Raw genomic sequence first — 21,754 nt, 5'->3', positions numbered from 1 at the left:
CTCCCCGGGCGATTTGAGTTTGACCTTTCACCATAAAAGGCTTTCTACCACACTTTGACCTCTTCGTTTTCGTTCTTCTCGAGCTCGACTTCCTCGTACTTCCCGCTCAACTTAATTGAGATGGCGTAGACGAGGGCGATGAGCGAACCGAACAGAAACGCCATGAAAATCCAGATGAACCTCTCAGATTCCTGCATAAGTTTCTGATTCTTAACGACGTCGTAGGTGACCCAGACGAACCCAAGAACGTTCAAAGCTCCCAGCAGTATTCCAAGGAACAGCACGAAGTCCATGAAGAAAAATAGGAGTGAAAGTTAAAAACTTCACTCCTTCTTGAGCTTCTTGCAGTTCTTGACCCAGTCCTCGAGGATGTCCTTGAGTTTGGGCTGGCCGATTTCCTCGAGCTCGTACTTGACGCGGACGGCCGGCTTGTTGAGGTTCATGAACCTGCGCAGGTCAACCGGGGTTCCGAGTATGACGACGTCGGCATCGGCCCTGTTGATGGTCTCCTCAAGTTCCTTAATCTGCTTCTTGCCGTAGCCCATGGCCGGCAGAATGAGGTCGAGGTGCGGGTACTTCTTGTAGGTCTCAACGATTGAGCCGACGGCGTAGGGCCTCGGGTCGATGATTTCCTTCGCTCCGAACTTCTTCGCTGCGACGTAGCCGGCTCCGTACTTCATGCCGCCGTGGGTGAGGGTCGGACCGTCCTCGACGACGAGAACGCGCTTGCCCTTGATGAGCTCGGGGTTGTCGACGAATATCGGCGAGGCAGCCTCGATGACGGTGGCGTTCGGGTTAATCTTCTCGATGTTCTCGCGAACGGCCTGTATGTCGTCCCTGTTGGCGGTGTCAATCTTGTTGATGATTATGACGTCAGCGGCCCTGAAGTTGGTCTCACCTGGGTGGTACTTGACCTCGTGGCCGGGCCTGTGCGGGTCGGTGACGACTATCCAGAGGTCGGGCTCGTAGAACGGGAAGTCGTTGTTTCCTCCGTCCCAGAGGATTATGTCGGCCTCTTTCTCGGCCTCGCGGAGAATCTTCTCGTAGTCAACGCCCGCGTAAACCACCATGCCGCGCTCGATGTACGGCTCGTACTCCTCGCGCTCCTCGATGGTACACTCGTACTTGTCGAGGTCCTCGAAGCTGGCGAAGCGCTGGACGACCTGCTTCCTGAGGTCACCGTAGGGCATCGGGTGCCTTATTGCAACGACCTTGTACCCCATCTCCTGGAGGAGCTGGGCGACCTTTCTGCTGGTCTGGCTCTTTCCACAGCCGGTTCTTATGGCGGTAACCGCCACGACCGGCTTGGTGCTCTTGAGCATGGTGCTCTTCGGGCCGAGGAGCCAGAAGTCGGCGCCGGCCGAGTGGGCCCTGCTCGCGAGGTGCATGACGTGCTCGTGGGGAACGTCCGAGTAGGCAAAGACAACGATGTCAATGTCGTGCTCCTTGATTATCTTCTCCATGTCGTCCTCGCTCCATATCGGGATTCCGTTCGGGTAGAGCTCGCCGGCGAGCTCGGGCGGGTAAATCCTGCCCTCGATGTCCGGAATCTGGGTTGCGGTGAAGGCCACGACCTCGTAGTCAGGGTTGTCCCTGAAGAACACGTTGAAGTTGTGGAAGTCCCTTCCGGCCGCTCCAAGAATCAGAACCCTCTTCTTTTTCTTCTCGGCCATTTTCGTTCACCTCTAAAACTTTGTCCGCTGGTGTATTGCCCTTTACACTTATAACGGTTTTCGTTTAGTGATGAAAGACTTTTACGTAACTCCTTCGAAATCATCTGATATTTCCTGAAAAACCTTCAAAAAACGCTGAATCTCCGCCGTTTCCAGATTACCCGATTGGTTAATAAACGATTGCCGAAGACACTTTCGGGGATTGTCATGGTTAGTGGGGACGTTGAAGTTCGAACTCACACGGCTCTGCACGTCCTCAAGGGGGCCGTTGTGAAGGTCCTCGGCAGAGACGCCAAGTGGACGGCCTCGACCTACGCCAAAGGCAACCGCGGGGTTTTAGCGGTTAAGTTCAATCGGAAGCCGGCGCCCGAGGAGGTAGAGGAGATAGAGCGTCTCGCCAACGAGAAGGTCAGGGAGAACGTTCCAGTTGAAGTTTACGAGCTTCCGCGCGGGAAAGCGGAGAAGCGCTTCGGCGATGATATGTACGACCTGTTTCCCGTTCCCAAGGAGGTTAAAACCCTCAAGGTGGTCGTCATCGAGGGCTGGAACGTCAACGCGTGCAATAAGGAGCACACGAGGACGACGGGCGAAATAGGGGAGATAAGAATCAGAAAGGCCCGCTTCAGGAGGAGCAGGGAGCTTTTGGAGATTAGCTTTGAGGTTCTCTGAGCAAGAACTTCCACAATGGGATGACCTCTACGGTTTTCCCGCCTTCTTTAATGGTTTTCTCGTCTTCAAGCGTTACAACGGTTAGCTTTTTGACTCCGAGCTTCTTTCCAGCTTTAACGAGGTTTCTAACCTCTCTCTCGTAATTGGATGCGTTTAGTTCGTAGGTTACCTGAACAAGCTCTTCGATGTGCCCACCGGCTCTAACAACGAAGTCCACCTCAATGTCCCCGTTGGAGTAGTATGACAGCTCAATCTCAGGCCTCCAGTAGCTCTTCTCCCTGAGAAGTTCGATAAAAACCATGTTTTCGATTCTCCTGCCCTCGTCGAGCCCCTTGAAGAAGAGGTTTGCGAATGCTATATCAACCAGATAAAGCTTTCTTGGGCTTCTCAAGATTTTTCTCATCGAGGGCACAAACACGGGGAGCTGAAAGACCAGAAATGCCTCCTCCATAGCCCGAAGGTAGTTCATCACGGTCTTGACGTTGGCGTCAATCCCCATACCCTTCAACGCCCGCTGAAGGGAATGGTATGTGAAATAGCCCCCGTAGAGGGAGATAATGTGGTAAAACGCCTCCTGAAACTCCTTGACGTCCCTGAAGGCAAAGCGCTCGACCATATCTCTGTAGAACATGGTTTCGAGGATTGAGATTATCTTTTCCCTCGACCTCGTCGTCCAGACCTCGGGAAAACCTCCCCATCGAAGGTACTCCCTTAGCAGCTTTCGTATCTTTCCCCTTTCCCGGAACGTCTTTGGGCTCTCACCGCCCACCTCTCGGAAGGAGAGAGGCAAAACGAGCCTTGAAACGTGCCTTCCCCGCAGCCTGCTCGGGATTTCCGAGGACATGAGGCTTGATGAAGACCCGGAAACGTATATGTCAAAGTCCTTAACGTCGTGAAGCCAGCGGAGTTTGACGTCCCAGTCCTCCCATTCCTGTATCTCATCGAGGAATAGTGTTACCTCCCCCTCTGGAAACTCCTCCCTGACGGCCTCGGCAAATTCCCTCGCGCTCATCTTCCTCAGCTCGGGTTCGTCAAAGGGTATGTACACGACGTTTTTCTCCTCTCTTAGTTTTTCAGCAGTTTTGAGGAGCAGGAACGTTTTGCCGACTCTCCTTGGCCCGATTACAGCTTTTATATCCTTTCCAGTGGGCAACGGCACTTCCCTTGGAATCTCCTCAATGAACCTGAGCGAGCAGAGGTACTCCTCGGTGATTTCTGTGAGTGAAATCATATGTATCTCTAATACACAATAATATAAAAAGATTGTGTATTTTTAATACACAATAGGGGTCAGCGAGGTGTGAACCGACACCCAAGCATTCCAAAAACCACCGTCAGGAGCGCGAGCAGTCCCGGCCCGCAGATTTTCCGCCCTTCTTCCTCGTTTCTATCCGTCCATGGCTTGGGGGACGTCATTTCCTTCGTTAGGTCCTCGACTTTCCCATCCGCTGAGACCATGAGCAGCTTCCACTTCCTCGTTCCCACACTGCCCGCAACGAGAACGGAGCCCTTGAATGGGGCCACGTAAGTTGGCGTGATGTTGAGTTGGGCAACCTCCCTTAGGTGTCTCCCATCGTACTCGATGATTTTGCTCCCCTCAAACACCAACCAGCGCCCGTTCCAGACTGCTAAGCTTGCACCCGCCTCCGAAATCTTGGATAGGTTTCTTCCATCTCTGTAAACGTACAGACCTCTGTTGGTGGCTATTAGAACCGCCGAGCCGTTCGACGACATCGAGTAGACCTCAAGCCCGCTTGGGCACTCTATTGAGAGCTTTGAACCGCTTTGCTGGAGGTAAAGCGACGTTCGGTTTCCGGTCTTGGTGTAGACAAGCCATTCGTTCCCGATGGGCGCGACGTGTATCTCGTCGGCCGTCAGGTTCGTCGTCTCGAAGTCCGTCCCGTTGAACCAGACTAGGATTTGAAACGTCATCATGGTGGTCTTCTCCATGACGAGCGCCGCCCTGTCGCGTCCCGCTCTGAACTCGATTGGCTGGCAAGTTGAACAGCCGGGGTTTGAATACACCCTAAACGTCTTCCAGTCCAAGGTCGCGACCCTTTCGACGCCGCCGAAAATCCATAGGCCTTTGAAGTAGCCGATGACGTAGGGGTTCAGCCTATCAAAGTAGGTCCAGTCGTTGGGCTGGAGGAAAAAGGGAGTTTTCTTTATGTCATCTCTTCCTGAGGGAATGGGCACCTCGTAGAAGGTTTTTCCGTCGTAGAGGACCGTGTGAAACTCGCTTCCAGTGTAGTACGTTACCATCGCGGCCGTTCCGTTGGAGGCGAGCCCCCATATCTCCAGCCTATTACCCGCCATAGCTAAAGGGAGGAGCATAATCCCAATAAGCATCGCCACAATCGGTATGGTTGTCTTCATTTGCAGGCCCCCAAAGTATTTCTATCTTAAAACTTAAAAATAAAAATTAAACTGTGTACAAAGAGCTCAACAAGTTTTGTTCACTATTTCATTGCAAGAATTATTAGTGTACTCTTTTTTTACTTTTAAATAATTTCTAATGTCATTGCTGAAATAATGATAGATATACTCAAATCCCCCAACTGCATCGCTTGCACAGTAATATCCTGCCGCCCGGTTAGTGCATCTCAAGTCTTCCTCCGGTATGCACTGGCATCCGCAGTTCTCCCTCTTTCCACCCTCATATTCATCCCTTACAGCGTTATCGCATTCGAATTCAACTCCCCAGCCCCGTTTTTTGCACTCCAGCATGAATGCTTTCAGTTGATTGAAGTTCATGCCGTTTGGTCTGTGTGGGTCTTTTACCTTTATGCAATTCGGAGTGTATTTGTACCCCGTATCATCCCTGACCTGATAGTAGTGGGGCTGAGGAGCTATGTTGGTGAAGTGTATGTGCTCTTGGCACTTGTCCATGTATTCAAAGCTTAGGTTATCCTCAATCGGAATCCACACGGCATATTTTTTCATGTTCCTGATGTCTTCAACAATTTTTTGGATGTTATCACGGCAGTATGTCCCGTCTTTGGCTCTAGCTGTATACATAGTGTAAGCTCCCTCCGGGACTAAGTAGTACCCTCTAACCTTGGAACCTATCCCCCTCTCTATAGTATTGAGCCAGTCTTTCATTTGGGGATATGTCTATGTGCCGTGGGGGTTTGGAATTTCGGCTATCAACTGGAATCCGGGCTTTAAGTCCCAAAACCTGTTGATTACCTCTATTAGCCTGTCAATGTCCGCTGAGTCTCTCTCTGTTTCTGGCCCTAAAATTATGGCCCCATCAAACTCCCTTACAAAGTCTTTTATTTGCGATGTTGGGGTTGTCCCACTACCAGTATAGTAGAAAAGACCAACATTCCAAGTCACGTACTATCACCTCCACTGTTTTTCAATTTAATGTATCAACTTTAAGTTAAAATCTTTTTGGTAAGATTGCCAACTTGTGTGTTTTAATAAAGCTATCAATGCACCGAAAGTGTTGTGCTCTCAGGGAACCATAATGAACCCGTGAACCGTGAAGTCGCCCTCGAAGGTGAACGACTTCTGATTGTTGAGGGTGTCCTCTTCGGGGAATAGAAAAAGAAGAGACTAACGTTCAAGACTTCCGCACCCACAGCGCCCCGGCCATGCCGAAGTAAGTGGGGCAGGCGTAGGCGCTCGCCTTTAGCTCGAACTCGGCCTTTCTCATAGCTCCAAGCATTATCAGCATCTGCCAGTAGCTGTCCACGAGGGCCTTCCTAACGAGGTCCTCGGGAATGCTGAGAAGCTCCTCGAGGCGGTCTTCGTTGATAAGCTTCATTATCAGCCTGTCGTACTCCTCGCTCTCCTTCACCTTTCCGTAGGGGCCTTTTTCATCGTGCCCGTGCCCGTGGTCCGCGCTGATTATCAGCGCAACCCTCTTCTCCTCCCGCTCAAGGACCTCGCCGAGGATTTCGCCAAAGCGGACGAGTGTTTCCCTGCTAACTCCCCGAGACGGCGTCATCAGGACGAGTGGTTTCCTTTTGAGGAACTGGAGCGGAATCAGCTCGCCCCAGCTCAGGGGCCAGCGCGAGTACTCTCCACTGAGCGCGGCAAAGTTCAAATCTACCACTGGCATTCCAGCTTCCTTCTCAGTCCTGTAAACCTTCTCCGCCAGCTCTCTATCGGTTTTCCACTCTCCAGGTAGCTCCTTCCCTTCGAAGCCGAGCCATGCAACGAGGTTTTCCGCCAGAACGACGCCGAGGTGGTCACTCATCCTCACGTTGTGCGGGCTTATCAGGACGTAGGAGTCCGCATCTCTGAACTCCTCGCCGATTCTCCTCAGGACTTCCGCGAGCCTCTCGGTTTCCTCGTCCTTCGGTTCCAGAACCGGGTTGCCGTGGGGCATTAGGCCAACACCAACCAGCATCTCAATCACCTCTTGAATGTACATCTCATTGACTTTAAGTCGTTTTATCATTACGAACGTCGTTATCTGGCTAAAAGTTTATAATCTTTTACATCAATGTAAAAGTTAGGTGACATCCATGGATATCACCCTCTTTATGGAACGTTACGGTTACAACGTGCTTCTTAGGCTGATGACAGCCTTTACGTTCGGTTTCATAGGTGGGATTCCACTGTTCTTTGCCCACGTGGCGACTAGACTCGTTGGGTTGTTGATTGTGGGGTATATTGGGGTTGAGATGGTAATCCGACGCCTATACCGTTTCATCTCTGGGGAGGACCCTGGGTCAGTGGGGGATAACTCAACAATCACCGCCGTTCAGAGTGAGAGGAATAAAAACTTCGGGAAGTACCTCTGAGTTATCCTTTGAGCAACTCTTCGAGTTTTTCGAGCGGGCACTCCTTTATCTCTCCTGTGGGTGCATCTTTCAGCGTTCTCAGGCCGGAACCGGTGAGAATCGAGACAACCTTAGTCCCCTCGGGAAGGTTTAGCTTTTCTATGGCTGCTATCCCCGTTGCGCTCGCCGGCTGAACGAAGAGACCCTCGCGGGCGAGCCTTTCCTGAGCTTTTCTGATTTCCTCGTCCGAAACGGCAACGCAACCCCAACCGAACTCCCTCAAAAGTTTCAGAACGGCGTTTCCACTTGGAGGATAGGGGTTCGCTATTGCCTTCGCTATCGTTCTCGGGCTCTCGAAGCGCTCCACCTTTTCCTTACCCTCGCGGAAGGCCCTGCATATTGGAGAACAGCCTTCTGCCTGAACCGCTATCAGCTTTGGAAGGCCATCAATAAGCCCATTCTCGTAAAGCTCAAGGAATCCCTTTGCCACTCCCCTGAAAAGACCGCCAGAGCTGGTTGGGATTAGAACGTAGTCCGGGGTAAGCTCCTCGGCTATCTCGAAAGCTATCCCCTTATAGCCCTCGATTCTGAAGGGGTTGTCGGAGTTCATGAAGTAGACCCCGAGCTTTTCTCCAAGCTTGAGGCTCTCGAAGTAGAGCCTCCCGTAGTCCCCGAGAACCCTTATCACTTCTCCGCCGTAGACAGAGACGGCCTTTAATTTTTCGTCGCCCGCGCTCTCGGAGACGAGAATCTTGGCTTTGAGTCCGAAGCGTGAAGCGTAAGCTGAGACGCTCGCCGCCATGTTTCCGGTAGAGACTGTCCCAACGGTCTTGTAGCCGGCTTTGAGTGCGTAGCTCATCGCCAGAAACGTTCCCCTGTCCTTAAAGCTCCAGGTCGGATTGACGGTCTCGTTCTTGAGGTAGAGCCTAACGCCGAACTCGTCGCCGAGCCTCGACTTCACAAGCGGGGTGTCGCCCTCTCCGAGTGAAAACTCAAGGGCCGGCTCGACCGGCCAGAAGTCCCAAAAGCGCTCCCAGACGCTCTTTCCGATGTAGGGTTCTCCCTCAAAGAGTTCAAACTCGACCGGTTCACCGTACTCGCACCTCTGGACGGGCTTTTCGTAGGTTCTGCCGCAGATTGGACACCTAAGCTTCAACCCGAACCCTCCTCACGGCTTTTAGGGTGACGGTCTTTCCGTCGAGGGTAATTGTGAACCTTGCGTAGGTGTCCTTTTCGGCGAGGCTCTTGAGGGTTTCGGCGAAGGTTTTCGATGCATTCTCGTTTGAGAACTCAACCTTCCACAGGAGAACGTAGTCGGTTCCGTTGGTCGCGAGGACGAGGTGGTCGCCGAGCCACGCGCTTGAAACGTTCCATGCGGTCCCGTTGTCGAGTTTGGCGACGTCCCTGAGGAGAACGTAGACGTAGAACTCGCCCATCCTGTCGTCCCTCATGACGCTCCAGTTGGCCGGAACGTTCAGCGAAACGTTCACGGGCGTTATGTTCTCCAGATAGAGTTCGGGGTGCATTATCTGGGCCGTTGAGACTGGGTAGTGCCTGTAGGCCTCGTTCACAAGATTCCAGCCACCTTTCTCGTAGAGGTAACGGACGAAGGGGTCGCCGAAGACGTAGGGGAAGATACCGATGTCCGTTAGAGGGTTCCCGCTGAGGGAGCGTATCTTGTATATAGGAATCCCGTTCCGCTCGCAGTAGAGGTCGGCCACGAGGTCTGCATCTCCCTCAACCAGCGCCCTCACCGCGAGGGTTCCGTCGAACGTGCTGGCCCCGTACTTTGCATCGAACCACTGCTTCTGGAGAACGTGGGTGAGCTCGTGGGCGAGGGTTCTCCTTGCAACCGCGGGGTTCCCCTCGAAGTTTTCTTCGATGACGTAGATGGTGTCCCCAACCGTCGCCGCTATCCACCCCGCCACCTGCTGGCTCTCCTCCCGTTTGAACGAGTAGTTCCCCGGTAACAGGAGGGTCATCTTGTAGGTGAGCTCCTGAACCTTCAGCTCCTCCTCGTTTTGGCTACCTGGCCCGAAGAGCTTTATGGCCTCCGCCCTGCTGATGACGATTACCTTCGGCTTCTCCTTGAAGTGTAGCCCTCTGATTTCCTGGACCTGTTTTATGATGTCGTTAATCTGGTCGAGAATCGCGTTGGTGGAGTAAGCTAGGTCAACCGCTGAGTAGAGAGACAGAACGACCGTCGCCACGAGAAGAACCGCAAGCGCTTTCTCCTTCATCCCCCTCGGAGAAAATTGGGTGGGGAGTTAAAAAGGGATTTGGTGCAAGTCTAAAACTCGACGAACTCCTCCTTCATGCCGTCCTTCGTGATGACGACGACCTGGACCTTCCTGTCCCCGGTGTAAACGTCGCGCTTTCCGGCGGTTCTGACGGCCCTAACGGCGAGCTCCTTGGCTTCTTCGACGCTCATGTCCTTCCGGAAGCCCTCTTCGAGCACTGCTATCGCGAAGGGACTGCCGGAGCCAGTGGCCGTGTAGTCGTCGAAGATGAGACCTCCGAGCGGGTCGAGGTTGGCTAGGGTTGGCTCCTCGACGTAGCCACCTATGATAATCTGCACCATGTAGGGGAACCACTTGTTCTCGTTGAGGATGTTGCTGAGTAGGTGTGCCATCGCCTTTGCCGTCATCGGCCTTCCCCACGTGAACTGGTAGTAGCGCGCCTCAGCTTCGAGGGTTCTCGCTAAAGCTTGGACGTCGCCGACGCTTCCCGCGGTGGTTATCGCTATCCCCTCGGTTATCGGGATTATCTTCTTGATGTTCAGGGTTTCAACCATGTGGTCAAGCGAGGCCTGAGTGTCAGCCGCGAGAACCACTCCGTCCTTGGCCTTTATTCCCACCGTTGTTGTTCCGGTCTTCTTCTCCACCTTCTCTCACCTGAAGTAAGAAACGCGCCGAAGTTTTAAACCTTAGCCCTTCAGTCCCGGCACGAGGAGGCGCTTCCCCTCAACCTCGATTATCCTCGCCCTTATCCCGTAGGTGGTCTCTATCACCGCTGGCTCCAGCTTCTTCGACGACCCCTCCCAGACCTTTTCGCCGTCCTTCAGGACGAGAACCCTGTCTGCGTAGCTTAACGCGAGGTTGAGGTCGTGGAGGACCGCAACGATAATCTTCTCCCCTTTGAGCTCGTTGAGCAACTCCATCACCATGAGCGCGTGGTTTACGTCGAGGTGGCTCGTGGGCTCGTCGAGGAGGATTGCCCTGCTCCCCTGTGCCAAAGCCCTCGCTATAAGGACGAGCTGGAATTCCCCACCGCTCAGGCTCGTTATTTTGTCTCTTCTCCTCTCCCAGAGGCCGACCCTCTCGAGCGCTTTCCTGACGCTCCCCCGCGTCATGTAGGCACCCATCTCGACGAACTCCTCGACGGTGAAGGCGAACTGGGGGAGGGAGCTCTGGGGGACGTAGGTTATCAGCCTCGCCCTTTCAGCGGGCCTGAGCGATGTCAGCTCAACGCCGTCGAGCCTTGCCGTTCCCCTCGGCCTTAAAATCCCGACGAGGCACTTGAGGAGCGTGCTCTTCCCGGCTCCGTTGGGCCCGATTACCGCGAGAAGTTCGCCTCTCTCGGCTTTGAGCTCTACGTTTTTCAAAACCTCCCTCTCGCCGTATGCGAAAGAGATTCTCGCTTCAAGCAACGAGCTCACCCCTCTTGTGCCTCATCAGGAGGTAGAGGAAGAAGGGCGCGCCCATGAGGGCCGTCACTATGCCGACGGGGATTACTGTCGGCTTCGCCACGGTTCTCGCGAGCAAATCCGCAACGACGAGCAGAACACCGCCGAAGAGGGCAGTTGCTGGCGTTAACTCCCTGTGGTTCGGCCCGAGGAGAAGGCGCATTATGTGGGGGCTTACCAGTCCGATGAAGCCGATTATTCCCGCCGTGTAAACGGCGAAAGCAGTAAGCGTCGCTATGACGCCGAGGAAGATTTTTCTATACAGGTGGAGGTCGAGGCCGAGGGCTATGCTCTCCTCGCCGAGCAGAATGAGGTTGAGCTCGCGCCAGCGCCAGCTGAGGAACAGGACACCGAGAACCGAGACGACGAGCATTACCGCGACGTTCCGCCAGGTGCTCCCGTTGAAGCTCCCGAGGAGCCACATCCAGCCGAGATGGCTTTCCTGCGGGTGGGTGACGTAGATGTACCACGTTATTGCGTTTGCAAGGAAGCCGTAGGCTATTCCCGCCAGGAGGAGCGTGTCCACGGGAACCGCGCCGTTGGTCCTCGCTATCGCGTATACGATGAAGACCGAGAGGAATGAAAAGACGAGCGCGAACGGAGCCATGTAGAGGGGGTTAATCAGCGTCGCTATCGCCGCCCCGAGCGCGGCACCGGAGCTTATTCCGATTATGTAGGGGTCCGCGAGGGGATTCCGAAAGAGCGCCTGGCTCGCGACTCCCGCACTCGCCAGCGCGAGGCCGACGAGGTAAGCTAAGAGGACCTCGGGCATGCGAATCTGCCACACTATTGTGAAGTACCGCGGGGGTTGGCCTGAAACAATCTCCGCTACGTACTTGGCCTCCTCCGCGAGGACGTTCGAGTGGATAGCCAGGGCGAGTTTGTCGAGAACCCATGAGAGCCAGCTCGTGATGGTCGTTTTTACCCCGTAATCCACGCTTTCGGCGACGTCGTGAAAACTCAAGCTAACCGGGCCGAAGTAGACGCCGAGGAAAATCGAGAGGGCTGAAAGGAGGAGCAGGGCGGGGAGCCACTTCCGCATGTGCTGGAGTTTTTGTCCAGCCTTTTAAAGTTGATGTATCAGCCAGGAATCCGGTCATCATCCCGGGGTCAGGTTCGAGAGTGCTCATCACGTTGGGGTGTTCATCATAGGGAGTCCCCTCAAGCCTTAAAAGCCTTGGGGGAGAGTTACTAACATGAGCGTCTCAGCGAGGGAAGTGAAGGCCAGAATACCGCTGGCACTCGTCACGATACGGCCGGCGAAGCTCTTCGACATAAGCGACGTGATGAGAATCGAGAGGGAGTCCTTCCGCGAGGCCTACCCAAGGGGAATCTTCCTCGTCTTCCTCGAGAACAACCCGGACACTTTTCTCGTCGCCGAGTACAACGGCAGGGTAATCGGCTACGTCATGGCCTACCTCCGCCCGGACCTTGAGGGACACATAATGAGCATAGCCGTTGACAAGCGCTACCGCGGGAACGGCATAGGCTCGGCCCTACTCACCGAGGCGATAGACAGGCTCATCGCGCGGGGGGCTCGCTACATCGGCCTCGAAGTTCGCGTGAGCAACGAAAAGGCCATAAAGCTCTACGAGCGCTTTGGCTTCCGGAAGGTGAAGCGGATTATCGGCTATTACTCGGACGGTGAAGATGCATACTACATGCTCCTGCCTGCAGAGGAATGGAGGGGAAGCTGATGATAGTCTTTTACCTGAGCGGGGACAGGGTATTCTCGACAGACCAGAACGCGATAAACGGCCTTTACAACAAGCGCCACTTCGGAAAGCTGGTGGAGGGCAAGCTCTTCCTCTCGTTGCTCGAAGCCACCTACCTCGTCGAGAGGGGCAAGATAGAGGTCAGGGACGGGAAGAGAAAGCTCACTGTCGAGGAGCTTATGAACCTCGGGAGGAAGAGGGACGAGCTGTTCGACGCCAAGTACCTCGTCTACAAGGACCTGCGCGACAGGGGCTACACCGTCAAGTCCGGCCTCAAGTTCGGCTCGCACTTCCGGGTTTACCGCAGGGGCATGGACGAGCACTCCCAGTGGCTCGTGTGGGTCCTGCCGGAGAACTCCCGCCTGAGCCCGAACGACATAACAGCGCGCGTTAGAGTGGCCCACGGCGTCAGGAAGAACATGGTGATGGCGATAGTTGACGAGGACGCCGACGTTACCTACTACAGGGTTGAGTGGACGAAGTTTTGAGGACCTTATTTTCTGCTCAGCACTTTCACGACCTCCCGAACCCACTTGGGGAGTTCGTCGAACGAAACCCCCCTGAGGGTGACGTTTCCGGAGGCAAGATTAACAGTGGCGATAATGAACTCCCTCCCCGGGGAGGCGAGCGTTGAGGTGAGGGTGGACGAATTTGAGGCCCTTTCTCCGCTTCCAATTGAGTAGTAGAGCCTGACCGTGAGGTTGGTCACGTTGTAAGTGATAAGGGCGGCATCTTGAGGAAGTTTTCCGGTGCCTTCAACGTAGGAGCGCGCCATTTCCAGCGCCCTGCCGGTGTAGGTGAGGTAGTCGCTGTACGATATTTCCTGAATTTCCAAGACCTTGCCGCTCTCAGCTTCTCTGGCAACGCGGTAGTAGCGCTCTTCCCCGCTGGCGTTTACTTGGTAGTACTCGTAGTACGTCCCGGTTCCAGTGAAAATCCCACCAAGGGTGTGGGGGTACTGGCCGATTAGGGATTCAAATTCGGAGTTCTGGCGTGTCCAGTGGACGTAGAGGCCTGTGCAGAGGATGAAGAGAATAAAAAGGGAGAGAATTAAGGTGTTAGTCCTCCTCATTCTTGTCAATCTATTTAGTACAGTTCTATGATGGGACTCAACTCCTTTCTGATGTTCACCCTTCCTTTGGGTTTCATATTGGTGGAAAAATGAGGTATGCAATGGTTCCTCCTCCAAATACTACTAAGTACTTTGTTACCTTGGAGGCATTTGGGTTTATGCCCCTTCCCAGAAGATAAATAGAAAAGAACCATCCCACCGTCATGATAACGAACTCTAAATTGAGCCGTAACGAGGTAAAATAGGGACTGTTCCATAAGAAATAGTTTATCCCTCTGAGAAGAGCACTTGAGATACCCCCTATTAATAATGGAACAAACGCTAATTTTACTTCCTCAAATTTGATTTTATATTTGAGTACTACCCAGATAAACAACCCTAATATTGAAACCTGCAGGAGAAACCTCAATCCTGTTCCTATCACGGCTACCCATATTTTCCACATAGGAGCATCCATAATTTGTAGCACCATATAAAAACCAAGGATTTGCGGAGAGTATAATACCGCGCCATAACAAACAATGAAAAATGAAAAATAAATTTAAAAATCTCCTGCTAATACTAATGTTCATTTTCAGGCTCCTCCTTGCGTTTTTTATGTCCTCTCGCTAAAAGAACGAACCACAGTAGTAGAGCTAATAATATGATAACCGCGTTGCCTCCTATGATGCCTAAGATACCCTTCTCTTTGTAGCCCCATTTTAACTGTTCAAGAATCCAGGAATTCCCCCATATAGTTATTCCTGCTCCTGTTCCCGCCACAAACCCTATCACGAATCCTCCAAGTTCCTTCTTTGTTTTAATACTGACAAAAAGAAGGCCGACCAATATCATGAGGATACCCGTATAAGGACTAAACGACAGCAGAAAACCAAAGAGAAAATAAAGAAGGAAGTACAACCATCACACCTCCGTAAAGTATACTGCATCCACGTTTATCCCCGAAGCAAAGACCGTAATCACAGACAATGCGTCCGCCAGTGATGACAGACTTCCTTTAGAAACAAAGTTGATGAGTTTGTCGGCCCACTTTCCAGCCCCAAGTTTGCCGAGGAAGGTTGCAATGAAGTTATCCAAGTTGCTCATTCCGAAGGTTACTATACCATGTCTTCCGTATCCTGCGTCAAACTTTAAGTCTATTCCCCACCATCCTCCAAAGCTGAACCATGCTGAGTAGCTGGTCTCTATTGTTTTGAACCTTATACTAGTGCCGGGTATCCTGTGAGTTTCGATGGATTTCAGTTTAAAGTGATTTCCGTAGAACGTGTTCTTGTACAGGGTCATGTCAGGTAGTATTGTATAGGTTGTGTATCCGAAAAGAGGTACATACTTAAATACTGAGATATGCAACCATCCTCTGCCGTTGTGCCTTACTTTGTAGTGCCACACATAGCCTAGTCCACCGTCGTATTCTCTGTTTTTGGAAATTATTGCATTATCATAACTTCCTAACCAAGACATCACCACGCTCCCCAGACCTATATGATGTTTTGGTCTTGGCTGGTTGTGGATGGGCATTGCCGCCGCGCTTCCGGCCGTCACTCCAATCATCAGCAGTCCCAACAGGACTGCGAACACGGACTTCCACCGCATAAGGTCACTCCCATAGAGTTGTCTGCAATGTCAACTATACAACTTATCCTTATAAGCTTTTCCTTTTACTGTTCATAAAGTTTCTTTCTTTCTTTTCAAAGTATAAATTTATTCCAACATGGGTTTTCTTCTTAGAACAGTTCAAAAGAAGCCTGAGTAAAGGAGTTGCATGGTCATGCAAATGGGCTGAGATGTCGGGAAGATGCTGCTGAAGCCCGCGATTTGCGTGGTGTGGCACGTTTATTTAACCACTTTTCTCGTTCTTCTCTTTAGGCCTTCTAATGATTCCCCATAGTGCGAGTCCTGCCAGTACTGCGAGAACCCATGCGGGTTTGCTCCCGGCCACTATTCTGAGTAAGTCTCCCCTGTAATCCAGCCACCACTGGAGGTATTCCCCTCTGAACGCTCCATAACCGAGTACGAATCCAACCGGCATTCCCGCCAGGAACTGAACGCTCGCCGGTTTCTCCGAGTAGTACTTCATTTGGGGCTTGATTATCCAGTTGAGCACCAAAACGACAACCGCCAACCAGGGGTGAAGCACAGACAAAAACCCCTCCACAAAAAACACCCATTTTGCCCTCACCATCACCACCACGTTTTTCTTAACGAGGTCAATTATAAGTTTTACCACTAAAGGCCATCAAATAACGTCCTTCTGATTTGCCAAAAAATGGATTTTGTGGATTCCTGGGGAATGCAGAGGGATTTCTTGACAACAACTGTCCACAGGGCATAATGAAAGAAAAGGAGAAACCTCACTTCAAGAACCCGGTCTTCTTTCCGAGGTCCTCGAAGGCGTCCAGAACGTACTGGAGGTCCTCCTTGCTGTGGGCCGCTGAGGGTTCGAGCCTTATCCTGGCAGTTCCGAGCGGGACGGTTGGATAGACGATGGCCTGAGCGAAGATGTTGTACTCGTCGTAGAGCCTCCTGCTGAACTCCTGGGCGAGCTTCTCGTCGTAGAGCATGACCGGCGTAATCGGGTGCTTGGTGTTTCCGAGGTCGTAGCCAAGGTCTCTCAACCCGTTCTGGAGGAAGTGGGTGTTGTCCCAGAGCTTCCTGACGAGCTCGTCGCTCCTCTGGAGAATCTCAACGGCTGCTATGGCAGCGGCGACGTCAGGTGGGTTCGGCGCGCTCGAGAAGAGGAACGGCCTTCCGCGCTGGCGGAGGTACTCGATGGCCTCCTCTGGACCGGCGACGTAGCCGCCGATTACTCCGAAGGCCTTGCTGAGCGTTCCCATCTCGAAGTCAACCTTGTCGTGGAGCTTGAAGTGGTCGACGATACCCCTTCCGCTGTCTCCGAGAACACCCTCACCGTGGGCGTCGTCTATGTAGAGTATCGCGTCGTACTGCTCCGCCAGCTCGGCCATCTCCGGGAGCGGGGCGAGGTCACCGTCCATCGAGAAGACACCGTCGCTGACGATGATTTTCTTCTTCTTGTCCTTGTTCTCCTTGAGCTTCCTCTCGAGGTCCTCCATGTCGAGGTGCTTGTAGATTACCTTCGGCGCACCGCTGAGGCGCATTCCGTCTATGATGCTCGCGTGGTTGAGCTCCTCACTGATGAAAACCCCGTTGTCCTTCTTGGTAAGGAGGGCGCTTAGGGCTCCCAGGTTCGCGTTGTAGCCGCTCTGGAAGAGTATGGCCGCTTCACGCTTCTTGAACTTCGCCAGCTTCTCCTCGAGCTCTACGTGGAGCTCCATCGTTCCCGCTATCGTCCTCACGGCGCCGGCACCAACGCCGTAGTCAAGGATGGCCCTTATGGCCGCGTACCTGATCTCCGGGTGCGCGGCGAGGCCGAGGTAGTTGTTGGAGCACATGTTGAGAACCCTCTTGCCGTCAACGACGACCCACGGGCCCTGGGCGCTCTCGAGCTTCCTTATGGTCACGTAGAGGCCCTTATCCTTGAGCTCCTGAAGTTCCTCCCTAATCCAGTCAAGCTTCCCCATGAGAACCACCGTTTACATATGGGCACCGCGGTATAAAAGTTTTGCACTGAACCGGTTAGTGCAGTCTAATTATTGCCGTGAGGATCGCCAAAAGGGCGAGCGCGAAGCTCCCGCCGATTTCAAGCCTGTAATCGTGCCTCTCGTCCGGATACCTTTCGATTATCTCGGCTCTGATTCTAAAATTTCCCGGCCCGGTGACGGTGATTGACAACCCCCAGCCCCTTCTCGACAGCGGGTAAGCGGGGGGCACGACGCCTGTGAAGAAGTCGAGGAACAGATGGCTTCCCCAGCCGAGGGCAAAGAGCAGGAAGGGACTGCCGAGGTGCAGACCGAGGAGAAGGACAGGGAGAAAGGGCAGGAGGGAGTGAAGGTACGAGCGATGCTCCTCAGCCAAAGCATCGAGGTCCGGAAAGACAGCCCCGAGGGCGAGGGCGGTGAGTCCCGCTAGCGTCGGCTCGCCGGAGAGTGCGAGGTAGACGAGGCTCGGAATCGAGGCGTGCTCAAGCGGGTCCATGGCAAAGCCCTTAAACTCTTGGCTCTCATAAAGGTTTAGGTGGAATACATGACCGAGGAGATTAGAGAGGTTAAGGTTCTCGAGAAGCCCTGGGTTGAAAAGTACCGCCCTCAGAGGCTCGATGACATCGTTGGTCAGGAGCACATAGTCAAGAGGCTCAAACACTATGCTAAAACCGGTTCGATGCCCCACCTGCTCTTTGCCGGGCCTCCAGGTGTTGGAAAGTGCCTTACGGGAGACGCCAAGGTCGTAATCAACGGTGAGCTGACCACTATAGGTGAACTCGTCGAGAAGCTGAGCAACGGTAGATTTGGTCCAACCCCCGTCAAGGGCCTAACGGTTCTCGGCGTTGACGAGGACGGAAAACTCAGGGAGTTGCCAGTCGAGTACGTTTACAAGGACAGAACCGATGAGCTTGTCAGGATAAAAACAAGACTCGGCAGGGAGCTCAAGGTAACCCCGTACCACCCGCTCCTCGTGAACAGGAAGGACGGGAGAATAGAGTGGGTCAAGGCCGAGGAGCTCAGGCCCGGGGACAGGTTGGCAGTTCCGCGCTTCCTCCCGGCGATTCTTGATGAGGACCCCCTGGCCGAGTGGCTCGGCTACTTCATCGGTGATGGCCATGCTGACGCCCAAACAAACGCCATAACCTTCACTAACACGGACGAGAAGCTCAGGAAACGTTTCATGGAGCTCACCGAAAGGCTCTTCCCGGACGCGAGAATTAAGGAGAGAATCCACAAGGACCGTGCCCCTGACGTTTACGTGAACTCAAAGATGGCAAAGGAGCTCGTTGAGAGCCTCGGCCTCGCCGGCAGGAAGGCGGATAGGGTTTACATACCCGGGCAGGGCTGGAAGGGCCTGCGCTCCTTCCTCAGGGCCTACTTCGACTGCGACGCGGGCGTTGAGAAGAACGGGATAGTTCTCTCAACCGCGAGCAGAGAGATGGCAGAGCAGGTCTCTTACGCGTTGGCGGGGCTTGGAGTGGTCGCCAAAGTGAGGAGCAAGGCCGTCAAAGGACGCACCTACTACTACGTCGTCATCTCGGGCTCCGAGAACATATCGCGCTTCCTCGGGGAGGTCGGCTTCTCGGTCGAGGAGAAGAGGAGGAAGGCTGAGGCGTTGGTGAAGAAGCCGAATCCCAACATCGGCTCGCTCTACGCTGACAGGGAGCTGATTTCCTACGTCAGGAACAGGCTCAAGCTGAACTTCTACGATGACAAGGCCCGGTGGAGTCCGGAGAAGGCCAAGAGGATAGCCTGGGAGCTGATGAAGGAAATCTACTATCGCCTTGACGAGCTCGAAAAGCTTGAGAAGGCCCTGTCGAGGAGCATCCTCGTAGACTGGAACGAGGTCGCGAGGAGAAGAAAGGAGATAGCTGAGAAGACAGGTATAAGGCCTGACAGACTTCTTGAATACATTAAGGGCAAGCGGAAGCCGAGCCTGAGGAACTACCTTAAGATTGCTGGTGCCCTTGGAATTCAGCTGGAAGAAACGATAGAAGCCATGCGCACCTTTGCGAGGAAGTACTCAAGCTATGCCGAGATTGGAAGGCTCGTCGGAACCTGGAACTCAAGTGTGAGGATTGTCCTTGAGAGCAACACCGAGAAGATAGAGGCCCTTGAGGAGATTAGAAAGGCCGAGCTGAAGCTTTTAAGGGAGATACTCAACGACGAAAAGCTCAAGAGAGGTGTCGCTTACCTGATATTCCTCGCCCAGAACGAGCTCCTCTGGGATGAGATAGTTCAGGTCGAGAAGCTTAAGGGCGACTTCGTAATCTATGACCTCCATGTGCCCGATTACCACAACTTCATAGGCGGCAACCTTCCGACGGTTCTCCACAACACAACGGCCGCACTGGCCCTTGCGAGGGAGTTATTCGGCGAAAACTGGCGTCACAACTTCTTAGAACTGAACGCGAGCGATGAGAGGGGCATAAACGTGATTAGGGAGAAGGTCAAGGAGTTCGCGAGGACGAAGCCGATAGGCGGGGCGAGCTTCAAGATAATCTTCCTCGACGAGGCAGACGCTCTAACGCAGGACGCCCAGCAGGCATTGAGGAGAACGATGGAGATGTTCTCCAACAACGTTCGCTTTATCCTCAGCTGTAACTACTCCTCAAAGATAATCGAGCCGATACAGTCGAGGTGTGCAATCTTCCGCTTCAGGCCCCTCAACGACGAGGACATAGCGAAGCGCATAAAATACATCGCCGAGCAGGAGAGGCTTGAGCTCACCGAAGAAGGCTTACAGGCGATTCTTTACGTTGCGGAAGGCGATTTGAGGAGGGCAATCAACGTCCTTCAGGCGGCAGCGGCTCTCGACAAGAAGATAACCGACGAGAACGTCTTCCTCGTTGCCAGCAGGGCCCGTCCCGAGGACGTTCGCGAGATGATGACTCTGGCTCTGGAGGGCAACTTCCTGAAGGCGAGGGAGAAGCTTCGGGAGGTCCTCCTCAAGCAGGGCCTCAGCGGTGAGGACGTGCTGATTCAGATGCACAAAGAAGTGTTTAACCTGCCGATTCCCGAAGACAAGAAGGTCGCTCTGGCGGACAAGATAGGCGAGTACAACTTCCGCCTCGTTGAAGGGGCCAACGAGATGATACAGCTCGAGGCGTTGCTCGCCCAGTTCACGATTATGGGCAAGTGATGGCCATGAAGCCATGGGTTGAGAAATACCGGCCGAGGAAGCTGAGTGAGATAGTGAACCAAGAGAAGGCCATAGAGCAGGTTAGGGCCTGGATAGAGGCCTGGCTCCACGGCAACCCTCCGAAGAAGAAGGCATTAATCCTCGCCGGGCCTCCGGGCGTCGGCAAGACGACGACCGTCTACGCTTTGGCGAACGAGTACGGCTTCGAGGTCATCGAGCTTAACGCGAGCGACGAGAGAACCTACGAGAAGATAGAGCGCTACGTTCAGGCCGCTTATACGATGGACATTTTGGGAAAGAGGCGGAAGCTAATCTTCCTCGACGAGGCGGACAACATAGAGCCGAGCGGTGCCCGCGAGATAGCGAAGCTCATCGATAGGGCCAGGAACCCGATAATCATGAGCGCCAACCACTACTGGGAGGTTCCCAGGGAGATCCGCAACAGGGCTTTAATCGTTCAGTACAAGCGGTTAACGCAGAGGGACATCATAAAGGCCCTCGTGAGGATTCTCAAGCGTGAAGGAAAGACCGTTCCGAAGGAGATACTCTACGAGATAGCCAAGCGCGCGAACGGCGACCTCCGCGCGGCGATAAACGACCTCCAGACGGTGGTTACGGGTGGCGTCGAGGACGCGAAGGAGGTTCTCGCTTACCGCGACGTTGAGAAGAGCGTCTTTCAGGCTTTAGCTCAGGTCTTCGCGACCGACAACGCCAAGAAGGCCAAGCTGGCGACTCTCGGCGTGGACATGTTCCCGAACGAACTCCTCCTCTGGATTGACGAGAACGTACCCTACGTCTATTACAAGCCCGAGGACATAGCGCGGGCGTACGAGGCCCTCAGCAGGGCCGACATATACCTCGCCAGGGCCCAGAGAACCGGCAACTACTCGCTCTGGAAGTACGCCACCGACATGATGACCGCGGGAGTGGCGGTTGCGGGTGTCAAGAAGAAGGGCTTCGTGAGGATTTACCCGCCGAAGACCATCAAGCTCCTCACCGAGAGCAAGACCGAGAGAACGCTAAGGGACTCGATAGTCAAGAAGGTCATGAAGGAGATGCACATGGCCAAGGTCGAGGCCCTGGAGACCCTCCACTACCTCCGCGTCATCTTCGAGAACAATCCCGATTTAGCGGCACACTTCACGGTCTTCCTCGACCTGAGCGAGAAGGAGGTTGAATTCCTCGCCGGGGATTCGGAGAAGGCCAAGACGATATGGGGCAAGGCTATGAACATCGAGAAGAAGCTCAAGGAGCGGGGCAGGCTGGAGACGAGCGTCCGCGAGGGCCTCAGGAAGGCGAAGGAGAAGGAAGAGGCTGAGGAAACCGAAGAATTTGAAGAAACTGAAGAGCCTGAAGAAAAGCCCGAGGAGGAAGAGGAGCTCACAGAGGAGGAGCTTGAGGAGGCCGAGAGGGAGATAGAGCCCGTGGGGAAGAAGGAGAAGAAGCCCGAAAAGAAGAAGGGCAAGCAGGCGACGCTGTTTGATTTCCTGAAGAAGTGAAGG

25 protein-coding genes are annotated in these 21,754 nt (G+C 53.7%); 6 read left to right on the top strand and 19 right to left on the bottom strand.

The features are described 5' to 3' along the window. Nucleotides 1–44: 44 nt before the first annotated feature. Both CS910_RS00665 and CS910_RS00660 read right to left on the bottom strand, forming a co-directional pair. Complete coding sequence (locus tag CS910_RS00665; RefSeq protein WP_099209256.1) at nucleotides 45–293, bottom strand: hypothetical protein; 249 nt, start codon at nucleotides 291–293, stop codon at nucleotides 45–47. Nucleotides 294–323: 30 nt separating this feature from the next. Beyond that, nucleotides 324–1,673: a cyclic 2,3-diphosphoglycerate synthase gene (locus CS910_RS00660; protein WP_099209255.1), complete on the bottom strand. Its 1,350-nt coding sequence runs from the start codon at nucleotides 1,671–1,673 to the stop codon at nucleotides 324–326. A gap of 207 nt (nucleotides 1,674–1,880) precedes the next feature. On the opposite strand from CS910_RS00660, the gene CS910_RS00655 reads away from it, so the two are divergent. Further along, complete coding sequence (locus CS910_RS00655; RefSeq protein ID WP_099209254.1) at nucleotides 1,881–2,342, top strand: alanyl-tRNA editing protein; 462 nt, start codon at nucleotides 1,881–1,883, stop codon at nucleotides 2,340–2,342. On the opposite strand, the gene CS910_RS00650 is transcribed toward CS910_RS00655, so the two are convergent. From CS910_RS00650 to CS910_RS00630, 5 genes are all read right to left on the bottom strand, one after another. Next, complete coding sequence (locus CS910_RS00650; protein WP_099209253.1) at nucleotides 2,323–3,573, bottom strand: ATP-binding protein; 1,251 nt, start codon at nucleotides 3,571–3,573, stop codon at nucleotides 2,323–2,325. The genes CS910_RS00655 and CS910_RS00650 overlap by 20 nt on opposite strands. A 59-nt stretch (nucleotides 3,574–3,632) precedes the next feature. Next, entirely contained in the window at nucleotides 3,633–4,718 is a 1,086-nt protein-coding gene (locus tag CS910_RS00645; protein WP_099209252.1) for a hypothetical protein, read from the bottom strand. Between the two features lie 66 nt (nucleotides 4,719–4,784). Further along, nucleotides 4,785–5,444 (bottom strand): hypothetical protein, encoded by a 660-nt coding sequence (locus tag CS910_RS00640; RefSeq protein ID WP_145955315.1) that lies wholly within the window; start codon nucleotides 5,442–5,444, stop codon nucleotides 4,785–4,787. Nucleotides 5,445–5,456: 12 nt separating this feature from the next. Next, nucleotides 5,457–5,681 (bottom strand): hypothetical protein, encoded by a 225-nt coding sequence (locus tag CS910_RS00635; protein WP_099209250.1) that lies wholly within the window; start codon nucleotides 5,679–5,681, stop codon nucleotides 5,457–5,459. A gap of 229 nt (nucleotides 5,682–5,910) precedes the next feature. Then, on the bottom strand, nucleotides 5,911–6,702 hold the full coding sequence (locus tag CS910_RS00630; protein ID WP_099209249.1) for a DODA-type extradiol aromatic ring-opening family dioxygenase: 792 nt from the start codon (nucleotides 6,700–6,702) through the stop codon (nucleotides 5,911–5,913). Between the two features lie 109 nt (nucleotides 6,703–6,811). On the opposite strand from CS910_RS00630, the gene CS910_RS00625 reads away from it, so the two are divergent. Further along, on the top strand, nucleotides 6,812–7,099 hold the full coding sequence (locus CS910_RS00625) for a hypothetical protein (protein ID WP_145955314.1): 288 nt from the start codon (nucleotides 6,812–6,814) through the stop codon (nucleotides 7,097–7,099). 1 nt (nucleotide 7,100) lies between these two features. On the opposite strand, the gene thrC is transcribed toward CS910_RS00625, so the two are convergent. From thrC to CS910_RS00600, 5 genes are read right to left on the bottom strand one after another with little or no spacing between them, the layout of a single operon-like run. Beyond that, nucleotides 7,101–8,234 carry a threonine synthase gene (thrC, locus tag CS910_RS00620; RefSeq protein ID WP_099209247.1) on the bottom strand — a complete coding sequence of 378 codons (1,134 nt, stop codon included), beginning with the start codon at nucleotides 8,232–8,234 and terminating at the stop codon, nucleotides 7,101–7,103. Further along, on the bottom strand, nucleotides 8,224–9,318 hold the full coding sequence (locus CS910_RS00615) for an eCIS core domain-containing protein (protein WP_099209246.1): 1,095 nt from the start codon (nucleotides 9,316–9,318) through the stop codon (nucleotides 8,224–8,226). The genes thrC and CS910_RS00615 overlap by 11 nt, the downstream gene beginning before the upstream one ends. A 50-nt stretch (nucleotides 9,319–9,368) precedes the next feature. Then, nucleotides 9,369–9,962 carry an archaeal proteasome endopeptidase complex subunit beta gene (gene psmB, locus CS910_RS00610; protein WP_099209245.1) on the bottom strand — a complete coding sequence of 198 codons (594 nt, stop codon included), beginning with the start codon at nucleotides 9,960–9,962 and terminating at the stop codon, nucleotides 9,369–9,371. A gap of 42 nt (nucleotides 9,963–10,004) precedes the next feature. Beyond that, on the bottom strand, nucleotides 10,005–10,736 hold the full coding sequence (locus tag CS910_RS00605; RefSeq protein ID WP_099209244.1) for an ABC transporter ATP-binding protein: 732 nt from the start codon (nucleotides 10,734–10,736) through the stop codon (nucleotides 10,005–10,007). Then, nucleotides 10,720–11,805, bottom strand: a complete 1,086-nt coding sequence (locus CS910_RS00600) for a FecCD family ABC transporter permease (RefSeq protein ID WP_099209243.1) — start codon at nucleotides 11,803–11,805, stop codon at nucleotides 10,720–10,722. Before CS910_RS00600 ends, CS910_RS00605 begins: the two co-directional genes overlap by 17 nt. A gap of 154 nt (nucleotides 11,806–11,959) precedes the next feature. Here CS910_RS00600 and rimI point away from each other — a divergent pair, with 154 nt between their 5' ends. Together rimI and endA are read left to right on the top strand one after the other, a co-directional pair. After that, complete coding sequence (rimI, locus tag CS910_RS00595) at nucleotides 11,960–12,460, top strand: ribosomal protein S18-alanine N-acetyltransferase (RefSeq protein ID WP_099209242.1); 501 nt, start codon at nucleotides 11,960–11,962, stop codon at nucleotides 12,458–12,460. Continuing rightward, nucleotides 12,460–12,966 (top strand): tRNA-intron lyase, encoded by a 507-nt coding sequence (endA, locus tag CS910_RS00590; protein ID WP_099212332.1) that lies wholly within the window; start codon nucleotides 12,460–12,462, stop codon nucleotides 12,964–12,966. Before rimI ends, endA begins: the two co-directional genes overlap by 1 nt. Before the next feature lie 5 nt (nucleotides 12,967–12,971). Here endA and CS910_RS00585 read toward each other — a convergent pair whose 3' ends face one another. From CS910_RS00585 to CS910_RS00555, 7 genes are all read right to left on the bottom strand, one after another. Further along, nucleotides 12,972–13,550: a hypothetical protein gene (locus CS910_RS00585; protein ID WP_099209241.1), complete on the bottom strand. Its 579-nt coding sequence runs from the start codon at nucleotides 13,548–13,550 to the stop codon at nucleotides 12,972–12,974. A gap of 73 nt (nucleotides 13,551–13,623) precedes the next feature. Next, entirely contained in the window at nucleotides 13,624–14,022 is a 399-nt protein-coding gene (locus CS910_RS00580; RefSeq protein WP_099209240.1) for a hypothetical protein, read from the bottom strand. 89 nt (nucleotides 14,023–14,111) lie between these two features. Continuing rightward, nucleotides 14,112–14,384, bottom strand: a complete 273-nt coding sequence (locus CS910_RS00575) for a hypothetical protein (protein ID WP_145955313.1) — start codon at nucleotides 14,382–14,384, stop codon at nucleotides 14,112–14,114. Between the two features lie 69 nt (nucleotides 14,385–14,453). Then, a complete protein-coding gene (locus CS910_RS00570) occupies nucleotides 14,454–15,128 on the bottom strand; it encodes a hypothetical protein (RefSeq protein WP_145955312.1) in 675 nt (224 codons plus the stop codon). A 259-nt stretch (nucleotides 15,129–15,387) separates the two neighbouring features. Then, nucleotides 15,388–15,738, bottom strand: coding sequence for a hypothetical protein (locus CS910_RS00565; protein WP_145955311.1), 351 nt, complete (start codon nucleotides 15,736–15,738; stop codon nucleotides 15,388–15,390). A gap of 163 nt (nucleotides 15,739–15,901) precedes the next feature. Then, on the bottom strand, nucleotides 15,902–17,089 hold the full coding sequence (locus CS910_RS00560; RefSeq protein WP_099209236.1) for a glycine C-acetyltransferase: 1,188 nt from the start codon (nucleotides 17,087–17,089) through the stop codon (nucleotides 15,902–15,904). Between the two features lie 55 nt (nucleotides 17,090–17,144). Further along, nucleotides 17,145–17,603 carry a metal-dependent hydrolase gene (locus CS910_RS00555; RefSeq protein WP_099209235.1) on the bottom strand — a complete coding sequence of 153 codons (459 nt, stop codon included), beginning with the start codon at nucleotides 17,601–17,603 and terminating at the stop codon, nucleotides 17,145–17,147. A gap of 48 nt (nucleotides 17,604–17,651) precedes the next feature. On the opposite strand from CS910_RS00555, the gene CS910_RS00550 reads away from it, so the two are divergent. Both CS910_RS00550 and CS910_RS00545 read left to right on the top strand, forming a co-directional pair. Next, on the top strand, nucleotides 17,652–20,252 hold the full coding sequence (locus CS910_RS00550; RefSeq protein ID WP_099209234.1) for a replication factor C small subunit: 2,601 nt from the start codon (nucleotides 17,652–17,654) through the stop codon (nucleotides 20,250–20,252). After that, nucleotides 20,252–21,751, top strand: coding sequence for a replication factor C large subunit (locus CS910_RS00545; RefSeq protein WP_099209233.1), 1,500 nt, complete (start codon nucleotides 20,252–20,254; stop codon nucleotides 21,749–21,751). Before CS910_RS00550 ends, CS910_RS00545 begins: the two co-directional genes overlap by 1 nt. The last annotated feature ends 3 nt before the right edge of the window (nucleotides 21,752–21,754 follow it).

The organism is Thermococcus henrietii, assembly GCF_900198835.1.
Lineage (GTDB): Archaea > Methanobacteriota_B > Thermococci > Thermococcales > Thermococcaceae > Thermococcus > Thermococcus henrietii.
Note: the sequence above shows the minus strand (reverse complement) of the source record. Positions and strands in the feature narration are given on the sequence as shown.

Excerpts from the sequence above, each read along its gene's own strand:
- CS910_RS00665 (WP_099209256.1), bottom strand. The coding sequence starts at position 293 with ATGGACTTCGTGCTGTTCCTTGGAATACTGCTGGGAGCTTTGAACGTT.
- CS910_RS00660 (WP_099209255.1), bottom strand. The coding sequence starts at position 1,673 with ATGGCCGAGAAGAAAAAGAAGAGGGTTCTGATTCTTGGAGCGGCCGGA.
- CS910_RS00655 (WP_099209254.1), top strand. The coding sequence starts at position 1,881 with ATGGTTAGTGGGGACGTTGAAGTTCGAACTCACACGGCTCTGCACGTC.
- CS910_RS00650 (WP_099209253.1), bottom strand. The coding sequence starts at position 3,573 with ATGATTTCACTCACAGAAATCACCGAGGAGTACCTCTGCTCGCTCAGG.
- CS910_RS00645 (WP_099209252.1), bottom strand. The coding sequence starts at position 4,718 with ATGAAGACAACCATACCGATTGTGGCGATGCTTATTGGGATTATGCTC.
- CS910_RS00640 (WP_145955315.1), bottom strand. The coding sequence starts at position 5,444 with ATGAAAGACTGGCTCAATACTATAGAGAGGGGGATAGGTTCCAAGGTT.
- CS910_RS00630 (WP_099209249.1), bottom strand. The coding sequence starts at position 6,702 with ATGCTGGTTGGTGTTGGCCTAATGCCCCACGGCAACCCGGTTCTGGAA.
- CS910_RS00615 (WP_099209246.1), bottom strand. The coding sequence starts at position 9,318 with ATGAAGGAGAAAGCGCTTGCGGTTCTTCTCGTGGCGACGGTCGTTCTG.
- CS910_RS00600 (WP_099209243.1), bottom strand. The coding sequence starts at position 11,805 with ATGCGGAAGTGGCTCCCCGCCCTGCTCCTCCTTTCAGCCCTCTCGATT.
- rimI (WP_099209242.1), top strand. The coding sequence starts at position 11,960 with ATGAGCGTCTCAGCGAGGGAAGTGAAGGCCAGAATACCGCTGGCACTC.
- endA (WP_099212332.1), top strand. The coding sequence starts at position 12,460 with ATGATAGTCTTTTACCTGAGCGGGGACAGGGTATTCTCGACAGACCAG.
- CS910_RS00585 (WP_099209241.1), bottom strand. The coding sequence starts at position 13,550 with ATGAGGAGGACTAACACCTTAATTCTCTCCCTTTTTATTCTCTTCATC.
- CS910_RS00580 (WP_099209240.1), bottom strand. The coding sequence starts at position 14,022 with ATGGTGCTACAAATTATGGATGCTCCTATGTGGAAAATATGGGTAGCC.
- CS910_RS00575 (WP_145955313.1), bottom strand. The coding sequence starts at position 14,384 with ATGATATTGGTCGGCCTTCTTTTTGTCAGTATTAAAACAAAGAAGGAA.
- CS910_RS00560 (WP_099209236.1), bottom strand. The coding sequence starts at position 17,089 with ATGGGGAAGCTTGACTGGATTAGGGAGGAACTTCAGGAGCTCAAGGAT.
- CS910_RS00555 (WP_099209235.1), bottom strand. The coding sequence starts at position 17,603 with ATGGACCCGCTTGAGCACGCCTCGATTCCGAGCCTCGTCTACCTCGCA.
- CS910_RS00550 (WP_099209234.1), top strand. The coding sequence starts at position 17,652 with ATGACCGAGGAGATTAGAGAGGTTAAGGTTCTCGAGAAGCCCTGGGTT.
- CS910_RS00545 (WP_099209233.1), top strand. The coding sequence starts at position 20,252 with ATGGCCATGAAGCCATGGGTTGAGAAATACCGGCCGAGGAAGCTGAGT.